We start from the raw sequence: 10,559 nt of genomic DNA on the forward strand, positions 1-10,559 counted from the left end.
TAAAAATCATCATTCTGACTTATCTGGTGCGGGCAAACTAGCATGAAATTCCGCAGCGATACGTTTCGTATAATGATCTAACAGCTCCAAAACCCGCTCGCTAGAATTAGATTGAACAATTAACCCAATATGCCAATCTTTATGCATACGCCAAACGATTTCTTCGTCGGTAAAGCTTGAAGTATCTGGATGTTTAAATCTACTTAATGAGACCACAATACCAGAATATTGGTCATTGGTTTTTGGAAGCTTGTAAACTTTTTTTGTAAGATTTGTAATTTCGATTCTTGCCCATTGCACCCAAAGATTTATACCCGAGGCAGCTTCTACCATTTCTGCCAAATTGGCTCCTCCAACTCTCGAAGACGTTTCTAAAAAGAATAATTCCCCAGTGGCTTTAGATTGAATGAATTCTGTGTGTGATGCGCCAAATTGCATTCCAAAGGCTTTCATGACTTCAGCGTTCATTTTTTGCAATCCTTTTTCAAATTTAGAGCCAATTTTTGAACTGGCTGATCTAAAGATTCCTCCTCCATGAGCGACTTCGAAAGGGGTGTCTAAATATTTACTAACTCTTGCAAAAGCGACTTTACCATCTACATTTAATCCATCAACGTGATAAACATCTCCTGGAGCAAATTTCTCCACTAAATAGTTATCGCGTTCATCACCTAAATCATTCACAATTTGCCACAAATCGTTTTTAGAATGAATTTTTTTAATGCCAGTAGCTGACGCCTCCATTCTTGGTTTAATTAACCATGGCGGACTCACTTTATCCGCATAATTATTGATGGTTTCGTCATTAAACAAATCCGTAAAATCAGGCACATTTACACCTTCTTCCTTAGCTTTAACTCGCATCGCAAGCTTATCTCTAAAATAATGCGCAGTGGTTCTACCCATGCCTGGCATTCTAAAATGCTCCCTTAGCAATGCTACTTTCTCAACATCAAAATCATCGAGCGCTACAAAACGATCGAATTTAATAGTTCTAAATTTATAGGCAATGCCTTTAACCACATCATTATGATGCCATTCGTCTATATAAAACGTATCATCAATAAATTCCCATGGCCAATTTTCGTGCTGCAGTTTATTTTTGGTTAATAAATAAACATTATTACCTTCTGCTTTCACACTTTTTAAAAAATCTTCACCTTTAAAATAGGTGGAAATACAAAGAAAATTTAATGGTTTTTTAGACATGGTTTAGTATTTAGAATCAAGTCCGCTTTGCTGTTAGTGCTAGGCTAGAATTAGCTATTTTTATAATTTAATTATAAGTTATTAAGTTAATAAAAAAAATGAGTTAATAAGGCATAATGACTATATAACCTTTCAAAATGGTAGTATACGCTTAGCTCATTACTTTAGATTTAATAAATTCAGTAATTAATTGAATTCCAAAACCAGATGCGCTTTTCATTTTAGCATAAGGTGAACTTCCAAAAGAAACTCCTGCGATGTCTAAGTGCATCCAATTTTTATGTTCTTCGGTAAATGATTCTAAAAATTGAGCGGCGTTTGTAGCACCAGTTATAGGTTTGCCACTAAAGTTTCTCAAGTCTGCAATATCACTATGGAGGTCACTTTTATATTCTTCAAACATTGGTAGTTGCCAAACACGTTCGTGAACATTATAGCCAATTTTAGACATAGTGCTTGCCATTTCTTCGTTATGCGTAAACATGCCTGCAGCTTCATAACCTAGAGTTCTTACGACACTTCCGGTTAAGGTGGCTAAATCTATTAAATATTCTGGCTGTATTTTTTTAACAGCATAACTTAAACCGTCTGCCAAAACCAAACGACCTTCAGCATCAGTATCTATAATTTCAATTGTTTTACCAGAGTAGGAGTTAATTACATCACCAGGTCTATAACTTTCTGCATCAACAGCATTTTCGGCTGAGCAAACAATACCCACAATGTTAATATTAAGTTTTAATTTCGCAACCAATTCTATTACTCCTAAAACCACCGCGGCACCTCCCATATCACTTTTCATATAGTGTAAATTAGTAGAAGGTTTAATGGATAATCCACCAGAATCAAAGGTGATGCCTTTACCCACTAAAGCGATATCGATTTTTGTACTCGAGTTACCGTTGTACTCGTTTATGATGACTACAGGTTTATTAACACTTCCTTTTCCAACTGATAAAACAGCCTCAAAACCTTGGTTTTTAAGTTCTTTATGTTTTAAAACCGTACATTTATAATTGGCGAATTTTGAAGAATCTTCTGCCCAATTACCTAAATATTCGGGTGTTTTTATATTTGGTGGAGCATCAACTAAGGCTTTTATTCTATTAATAGTTTCGCCTGTGTATTGTCCTTCGTCTAAAATTTTGTTAGATATTTTAGTTGAAGCGAATGTTATGGAGGTTTCATTATTTTTCTCTTTTTTAGATTTGAATTCACCAATGTTATATTGCCCCATTTCTAACCCAATCACAGCTTTATTAACTTCGCTTTCCGATAAATTTTCAGCATAAACCTGAATCGATTTACTCCAATATTTCTGAGTTTCGAAAGCTAGTTTTTGAAAAGTTTTTTCTATTTGCGCACTATGTTTTTCTTCTCCTAAACCAATGAGGTAGATGCGGTTGCCAGTCTTACCATAAAGTAATTGATGCGTAGAAAAACTACCGTCAAAATCGGGTTTGTCAATAGGCAAAAATTCTTTTATTGTATTAAGATTATCTTTTCTACATGGAAGGATAAAATCTTTTGAATGATCTAATTTTTTAGAATGTGTGAATGTCATAATTAAGAATTAAAATAGAGCCATTGTACGGCTTTTGGGAATTCTTCTCGCCAGTGCATTTCGGAATGAGCGCCTTGCTCATTAATAGAAAAATGAAAATCGATGTCATAACCTTTAATCATTTTTTCTTGGATTATAAAGCCTAATTTATAGGCATTGGGCAAATGTTCCGCACTTTCTTTGCCTCCAGAATACAGATATATTTTCGATTTTTCTAAAGGCTGAAAGGTTTTGGTGTTTTTAAAAATTTTATTGGAAATCCATAAACTTGGTGAAAAAATCATCATTTTACCAAAAACTCCAGGGTTCTTAAGCCCTGCATGTAAGCTGATTAATCCACCCATAGAGCTACCACCAATGCCGGTGTTTTCAAAATCGGGTAAGGTTCTATAATGGCTATTGATATAAGGCATTAACTTTTCAAGCATAAATTGAATGTAAAAATTACCTTTCCCTTCACCAAATCGAGGATGAAAATAGGGTAAGTATTCGCTTATGCGCTCTTCATTTCCATGATCGACTGCTATAATAATGAGATCACCACGTCCTTCTTCAGCTAATTTTGCCATAGATTTATCAATCGCCCAATCACCGAAAGGCGCTTCTGGATTGAATAAATTTTGACCATCTTGTAAATAGAGTACAGGATAGCGTTTCTCGGTTTCGTAATAATCGTGTGGTAATAATGCAGAAATTTTACGTGTGGCATTAAGATGTGGAATCTCGTAGGCTTCTTCCAGAATTTCAATAATAGGTTCGAACTCCGTCACTGTCATAAATTTTAATTTAGGTCTTGAACTCAATGATTTATTTTCATGTCTTAACAGTTAAAAAAAATCAATATAAGTTCAAAGCGAAAATACTATTTTATGATATGAGTTACCATAAAAATTTAAACAGATGTTAACAAAAGGTTATATATGAGAGATTTTTCTTTAAAATTTTACAATATAAATTAGAGTGTCATTGACACACAAAAATAGAATCTACAAATCCGATTGGATTTTGTAATATTAGAATGGGAGTTTAACTCATAACGTTGATGCTTTTAAGAATATAACCGTCGAAAGAAGAAGTACACCGACTACAATCTGGTACCGTTACATAAAAAATAGACTAGCTATTTATACATCTCGCGAGTCAATTGCCAAACATGTTCTTTTGCAAATTCGCTAAAGAAGCTTATATAATTTCCAGTGTTAGAAATAACTGTAAAGCTCAAACAAGGGTAATGGTGTTTAAAAAAATGGTGTTCTACAGTTCCGTTAGGGTCTTTTTTCCATTCTACAATACCCTTATATTTTTTTAAACCTTCATTATCTTTATAAATGTATATAGGTTTGATTTGGGCTATTTTATCTAAACCATTTTCGAGCTCGTTAAACCAGTTTTTAATCCACATTCTATTTGATGTACTGGTACTATTACAGCGATCTTTCCCTGGATAATAAATTATAACTATTGGTTTATTGGGAATCAATACGTTGTTCAACAGTGCCTTCGAGTAAAGATTTTAATTTTTGAATATCGGTTACCTGTCCGTGTTGCTCTCTAAATATTAATTTTTTTTGATTTGTGTATTCGCCTGGAATCTCTAGAAAATTATGTGTTAAAAGCAGTTTTTCATACTCTGATTTAGTGATTTCTATATTGTGGTGATCAAAATATATTATGTTTTGCGGTGCTAGTTTTGTTGAAGAACAAGAGCTAATAAAAATAACGAGAATTAAAATCTGTAGTATTTTTTTCATAATTGGTATATGTAAGTGGTTTGCCTAACTCACAATCTTACCATCAACCATAGTCAGTTTTCTATCAGCCATATTCGCTAATTCTTGGTTATGAGTCACAATTACAAATGTTTGATTAAATTCATCTCTCAATTTAAAGAATAAATTATGTAATTGCTCTGCAGATTCACTATCTAAATTTCCAGAAGGTTCATCCGCAAAAATAATATTCGGATTATTGATTAAAGCTCTTGCCACCGCCACACGTTGTTGTTCTCCGCCAGACATGCTATTAGGTTTATGGTGAATGCGGTCTTTTAAACCTAAATAATCCAATAATTCCTTAGCGCGTTTTTCAGTATCAACTTTCGGGGTATTATTAATAAATGCAGGAATACACACATTTTCTAAGGCGGTAAATTCAGGTAATAACTGATGAAATTGAAATATAAATCCAATATTCTTGTTCCTGAATTTTGCCAAGGCCTTATCATTTAATGATTTTATCGCTTCGTCATTAATTATCAATTCGGTTTCCGAATTATAATCTGGCTTATCTAAAGTCCCCAGAATTTGTAGTAAGGTGGTTTTGCCAGCTCCAGAAGCTCCAACAATAGAAATAACTTCACCTTCTAAAATGGTTAAATCAACCCCTTTTAAAACTTGAAGTTCTTTATAGGCTTTTACAATGTGTTTTGCAGAAATTATTGTTTTATTCATAAGGTGTGAAAATAAGACTTAAAGAAATAATGTACAATTATATAACCAAGATTTGTGATTCTAGTATGGGTAATTAAATTTTATTGACTTGGCAATAACAAGTGACATATAATTAGAGCAGGCTTTAATTTTTATACAGACCCCACTGAATTGTTTTTTAAGATTTTCCAAACGTCGATTTCAATCCTTGAAAATCTATAAAATACTGCACACGCACTGAAAGTGTATGCTGAATTGGCTGATCGAATAAATTATCTATACTTTGAGAATAGTCATTTTCTGCCAAGGCATTACGGTTGAATAATTGATTTCTATACAAAGCGGTTAGAAAACTTCCAGGAGCAAATTGCCATGAATAACTGAAATCAATATTCCAAGTACTAAAGTTAATATTTGGATTATCCGCTATGGTATTAATCGTATAACCAGAGTTCTGGTTTAAGCGGCCAGAATCTAACAAGGTGAATAGGTCATTATCATAAATAACCGTATCCCAATAATGTCTAAAACTCAGCGCTAAAGCATTAAAAGGGTTGAAATTGTAATTAGCCGAAATACTATTGGTGACTATTTGCCGATTACGTTCTCCAAAAATAGGTTGACCATCTACACGATCAGCAAAACCGCGATCTCCATTAGAAAAATCATAAGAAAAACTATACAATAATAATAATTTATCATTAACTCTCAAACGAGGTTCAATTTCAAAATCATAAGTAAATAAGTCTCTACCACCCTCAAATAATGCTCCAACATTAGCTCTTAAATCTAATGCAAATTTTCGATTGTAATTAGAGGAAAGCCAACCACCAGTAGTTACGAAATTTTCATAAATAAAAGGTCTTCCATCTCTAGATTCAAAATAATCTTTCTGTTTTCCGGGTTCTACATCAACACTAAATCCAAAACCATCAAGTTGCTTTGTAGTAGCACGATATGCAAGGCCGAAGTTAGTTTTAGAAAACACATTCGGACTTACCAAACGTTGATAATTAACATAACTACTTATTCTATAATTGTTAAGATTTCCGCTTGGCTCAAAAGTTTCATAAGAAATATCAGTACCAAAATCACTATAATTATTTCTATAGATCAGTCCTAAGTCATTAATATTAAATTTAGTATCGGCGTAACTGTGATCAAAACTATAACGTAAATTCCCATAAACTTTTCCCACCTGTACAAAACTGCTAAAACCGGTTTCTGAGTCTGCACTTTGATAATTGACATTACTCATTCTTAAATCGGTATTTATACTATACGTGTTGCGCTTGTTTACCAAATTAGCGACTAAGGCAGTGGCATTAGCATCTCTAAAATTTCCTTCACGCATTACGTTTGTATTAATTAAGCCAACAGAAGAGTTGCCATTAAATTGTTGGTCCACCACCAAAATATTATAGTTGGTAAAAGGTTCCACAATTTCGGTTCTGGTAGTGTTAGTAATGGTATCTCTAATTGATGCGTTTGTTTTTTCGGTAATAGCATTAAAAAGACCAATACCTAAACCGTTCTTAGTTCTGCCAGACACTTTAAGTGCATTTAACACTTTGACGTCTCTTGGCACATTGGCTCTTTCGTTTTCATTGAGATAAAGTTCTCCACTGGCTTTGCCACCAACGCGTCTTGAAAAAAACAGATCGCCTTTATTAAATAAATCGACACCTTCCGTGAAAAACTGACGCTGTTCAGAGAACGTTTGCTCAAAAGGGCCAAGGTTTAATTCCACATTATCAAATCCAGCCTGACTAAAATCAGGAACTAATGTAGCATCTATAGTAAAATTATCGGTGAGTCCGTATTTTACGTCCATCCCAAATTTTAAATCGGTATCCGTTTTACCATCAAAATTATTGAATAATCCAGTTGTGAAAGGGTAGAGGTTTAATCGCACAGGCGGTTCGATATTTTTAAGGCCTTTTAATTCTCCGTGATACAACCCAGTATTACCTTTTTTTGGATTTATAGCATTCCACGTAAACTGTGCTCTAGTGCGCCTAAAATGTCTATGAAATTGTAAACCCCAGATGGGCTCATCTTGCTGAGCAAAGCGCAAGGCTCTATATGGAATTTTCATTTCCACAATCCAACCGTCACTTACAATTTTAACGGCGCTATCCCAAACGGCGTTCCAACCAAAATCTTCACCTATAGTTGGATTTGCTATAGCATCCGCTTGAGTCCCAGAACTGAAAACAAAAAATTCAGTATCATTTTGGGCGTCATTATTCGGGTTTAGCATAACCGCAAAAAAATCATTTTGACCAAAATTATCTCTGCTGGTCAATTGCTTCATAATTTTACTCGGATCATCATATAGATACGCTGCAACGTAAATAGCATTATCATTGTAAGTTATTCTTACTTCTGTACGTTGTTCTTTTGAAGTTGTTTCGCCAATTTCAGGTTTAAAAGAAATGAAATTAGTGGCTATTTCAGCATTTTGCCATATATCTTCATCTAAAACACCATCTATTTTGGGAGCTTCAACCGTTCGTGATATATGTAAGGTTTTTTTATTCTGAGAAAATAAATTTAGAGAAAGTAAGATAATGCATAAAAATGACAGAGAACGAAAGGTCATGTTGAATAAGTCGTAGGTGATTAAATTTTGAAAATTTCCGTGATTATATTATAATAGCAATCACGAATTTTGCAAATCTAAGTTCTCACCCTGTGCCATACTCTTAATGAAAAGTTAAAAAAAGCCGTATATCCATTCAACACAACTTATTGAAGAGATAACGGCTATTCCCATTATTGATTTTTGTCAAAAATTTAGTGAACGCCCCAAATTCTTTTAATATTTAGTGCGTTCACTAATGCATATAACACTATTATTTTGCTACCATTATAGATTTAGTATTTACAAATTCTTTCATTCCAAATCCACCATGTTCTCTACCGAAACCAGAATCTTTTACTCCTCCAAACGGCATATTTGGCTCTGCTAATCCGAATTTATTGATAAACACCATACCCGTATCAAAATGCTTTTCTGCTAATTCTATGGCACGTTTATCGTCTTTTGAAAATATCCCGCCACCAAGACCAAAACGGCTGTCATTAGCAATTCGCATGGCATCTTCTTCATCTTTAGCTTTTATCAATGCCGCTACTGGGCCAAAAAGTTCGTCGTCGTAAGCAGGCTGACCAGAACTTACCGATTCTAGAACCGTTGCCGGATAATAAAATCCTTCACCATCTGGTATTTCTCCTCCACACAATAATTTGGCGCCATTTTTTATACTTTTCTCTACTTGCTCGTGTAAGGTTTCACGCAAATCCTTTCTTGCCATAGGTCCCATATCAGTTTCTTTATCCGTTGGATCTCCAACTTTTAAATCTTTCATGGCCTTAACGAAAGCATCTCTAAAATCGTCATAAATGGCATCGACGACCACAAAACGTTTTGCAGCAATACAAGTTTCTCCATTGTTATAGATTCGCCCTTGTACACAGGTTTTTACGGCCAATTCTAAATCGGCATCCTCGAGAACAATATAGGCATCATTACTACCCAATTCAAGAACTGATTTTTTAAGTTCTTTCCCTGCTTTTTCACCAATGGCTTTTCCGGCATCTGGACTACCCGTTAAAGTCACACCACGAACTAATTCATGTTTTATAATGTCGTTAGATTGATCATGATCAATAATTAAAACACTAAACAAACCTTCTGGTAAACCTGCTTTTTTAAATATCGATTCTAATAATTTTGCCGTTCCTGTAACATTCGAAGCATGTTTTAAAAGCACACTATTACCTGCCATAAGATTAGTAATACTGTAGCGTATTACTTGATAAGCTGGGTAGTTCCATGGTTGAATACCATAAATAATACCAATAGGTGAGTAGGTAATAATACCTTTACCACCATCTTGTAATTCCCTTTCTTCATTTTTTAAAAATTCGGCGGCATTATCGGCCGAATAATCGCAGATTCCAGCGCAGAGATCAACCTCTTGTTTGCTTTGTTTTAGAAGTTTTCCCATTTCGTCGGTCATCAGTTCTGCCAATTCCGATTTATGGTTTTTTAGTTCTTTTCCAATCGCTTTTATAATCTTCCCGCGGTCTTCAAAAGATTTTGTTTTCCAATCAATAAAAGCGTTGTGCGACTTTTTTAATGTACTTTCAATTTCTTCATCTGTGAAATAGTTATACGTTTCAATTTCTTTTCCGTTAGTAGGATTAATCGTTTTAAATGTATTTTTTTTTGTTGTCGTTCCCATAATTAAATTTTTGGTGTTTTAAATAAATTTTTTACTGTTGTTCACTCGGTACAATGTACACATCGTTAATATTAACACGTGCCGGCTGAGACAATGCATAATGAATGGCATTAGCTATATCCTCAGCTTCTAAGGTGGTCATAGACTTCATATCCTTCATGTTTTCCTTAATGTCTTCATCTGTAATTGTATCTGTTAATTCGGTTGCCACGGCGCCAGGTTCAATAGATGTAACGTTAATACCATATTTTGGTGCTAACTCTTGTCTTAAACCTTCCGAAAACATTTTTACTGCAGATTTTGTGGCGCAATACACAGCACCTCCGGGGAAGTAACGATTTGCCGCCATAGACGAGATGTTAATAATGTCTCCCCCTTTATTATCAATCATTTTTGGTAATACCGCAGCGACTCCGTTTAATACACCTTTAATGTTTACATCTACCATCTTATCCCATTCATCAGTCTTTAATTTCTGTACATAAGAAAGTGGCATTAAACCAGCATTGTTTATCAATCCGTCAACTTTACCAAAAGCTTCCACAGTTTTTGAGACTACATTTTCGAAATCCTTCTTTTTTGTCACATCGCCCGAAGCAACTAATGCTTTTCCACCGTCTTTTTCAATGGCGTCCTTAATAGTATTTAATTTATCTTCACGTCTGGCCATTAATACAACGTTCGCACCATCGGATGCTAATTTTTTTGCCGTTGCTTCTCCAATTCCGCTTGATGCACCTGTAATTATTATTGTTCTGTCTTTTAAACTCATCTTGACTATAATTTTTATGTTATTTTTTAAATACCGTTAAAGATGGCGATATCCACTTAACTAAATTGACGTGATAGTGATATTTCTTGACTTATTTCCCTATTGGCTGTTACAGGGCCATATAAATTATAATGTTATCTAAAAGCATTAATATTATTTGGAAATGCGCTAAAATGAAGTAGGACTATTGGTTAGTTTTAGACTATGAACTTTCCTGAAATAGGTTGACTAAAAATTAAGCAATTAATTACAGTCACTTATGAAAACACAAAATGAACACTGGCGAAAAAAAAGCTATCAAAAAGCAACTTTAGAGACTAAACTTTTAGTCG

General features: G+C 34.2%; 9 protein-coding genes. All 9 read right to left on the minus strand.

Annotated features, from left to right (window positions below; translation table 11 throughout):
* Positions 1 to 9: 9 nt before the first annotated feature.
* The gene (locus QMA06_RS11225) at positions 10 to 1,209 is read right to left on the minus strand and encodes an ATP-grasp domain-containing protein (protein WP_290206945.1); all 1,200 of its coding nucleotides are present in this window, start codon (positions 1,207 to 1,209) and stop codon (positions 10 to 12) included.
* A 151-nt stretch (positions 1,210 to 1,360) separates the two neighbouring features.
* Positions 1,361 to 2,773 (minus strand): leucyl aminopeptidase family protein, encoded by a 1,413-nt coding sequence (locus QMA06_RS11230; protein WP_290206946.1) that lies wholly within the window; start codon positions 2,771 to 2,773, stop codon positions 1,361 to 1,363.
* Positions 2,774 to 2,775: 2 nt separating this feature from the next.
* A complete protein-coding gene (locus QMA06_RS11235; RefSeq protein WP_290206948.1) occupies positions 2,776 to 3,549 on the minus strand; it encodes an alpha/beta hydrolase in 774 nt (257 codons plus the stop codon).
* Between the two features lie 344 nt (positions 3,550 to 3,893).
* Positions 3,894 to 4,253, minus strand: coding sequence for a hypothetical protein (locus QMA06_RS11240; protein ID WP_290206949.1), 360 nt, complete (start codon positions 4,251 to 4,253; stop codon positions 3,894 to 3,896).
* Positions 4,240 to 4,524 (minus strand): hypothetical protein, encoded by a 285-nt coding sequence (locus QMA06_RS11245; protein ID WP_290206950.1) that lies wholly within the window; start codon positions 4,522 to 4,524, stop codon positions 4,240 to 4,242. The genes QMA06_RS11240 and QMA06_RS11245 overlap by 14 nt, the downstream gene beginning before the upstream one ends.
* Positions 4,525 to 4,548: 24 nt before the next feature.
* The gene (locus QMA06_RS11250; protein WP_290206961.1) at positions 4,549 to 5,211 is read right to left on the minus strand and encodes an ABC transporter ATP-binding protein; all 663 of its coding nucleotides are present in this window, start codon (positions 5,209 to 5,211) and stop codon (positions 4,549 to 4,551) included.
* Between the two features lie 169 nt (positions 5,212 to 5,380).
* On the minus strand, positions 5,381 to 7,807 hold the full coding sequence (locus QMA06_RS11255; RefSeq protein WP_290206951.1) for a DUF5916 domain-containing protein: 2,427 nt from the start codon (positions 7,805 to 7,807) through the stop codon (positions 5,381 to 5,383).
* Positions 7,808 to 8,060: 253 nt separating this feature from the next.
* Positions 8,061 to 9,455: an NAD-dependent succinate-semialdehyde dehydrogenase gene (locus tag QMA06_RS11260; protein ID WP_290206952.1), complete on the minus strand. Its 1,395-nt coding sequence runs from the start codon at positions 9,453 to 9,455 to the stop codon at positions 8,061 to 8,063.
* Between the two features lie 31 nt (positions 9,456 to 9,486).
* Positions 9,487 to 10,227 (minus strand): SDR family oxidoreductase, encoded by a 741-nt coding sequence (locus QMA06_RS11265; RefSeq protein ID WP_290206953.1) that lies wholly within the window; start codon positions 10,225 to 10,227, stop codon positions 9,487 to 9,489.
* Positions 10,228 to 10,559: the final 332 nt, after the last annotated feature.

Origin of the sequence: Winogradskyella bathintestinalis (assembly GCF_030407435.1) — a bacterium.
Classification (GTDB): domain Bacteria; phylum Bacteroidota; class Bacteroidia; order Flavobacteriales; family Flavobacteriaceae; genus Winogradskyella; species Winogradskyella bathintestinalis.

Excerpts from the sequence above, each read along its gene's own strand:
- QMA06_RS11235 (WP_290206948.1), bottom strand. The coding sequence starts at position 3,549 with ATGACAGTGACGGAGTTCGAACCTATTATTGAAATTCTGGAAGAAGCC.
- QMA06_RS11245 (WP_290206950.1), bottom strand. The coding sequence starts at position 4,524 with ATGAAAAAAATACTACAGATTTTAATTCTCGTTATTTTTATTAGCTCT.
- QMA06_RS11255 (WP_290206951.1), bottom strand. The coding sequence starts at position 7,807 with ATGACCTTTCGTTCTCTGTCATTTTTATGCATTATCTTACTTTCTCTA.
- QMA06_RS11225 (WP_290206945.1), bottom strand. The coding sequence starts at position 1,209 with ATGTCTAAAAAACCATTAAATTTTCTTTGTATTTCCACCTATTTTAAA.
- QMA06_RS11265 (WP_290206953.1), bottom strand. The coding sequence starts at position 10,227 with ATGAGTTTAAAAGACAGAACAATAATAATTACAGGTGCATCAAGCGGA.
- QMA06_RS11230 (WP_290206946.1), bottom strand. The coding sequence starts at position 2,773 with ATGACATTCACACATTCTAAAAAATTAGATCATTCAAAAGATTTTATC.
- QMA06_RS11260 (WP_290206952.1), bottom strand. The coding sequence starts at position 9,455 with ATGGGAACGACAACAAAAAAAAATACATTTAAAACGATTAATCCTACT.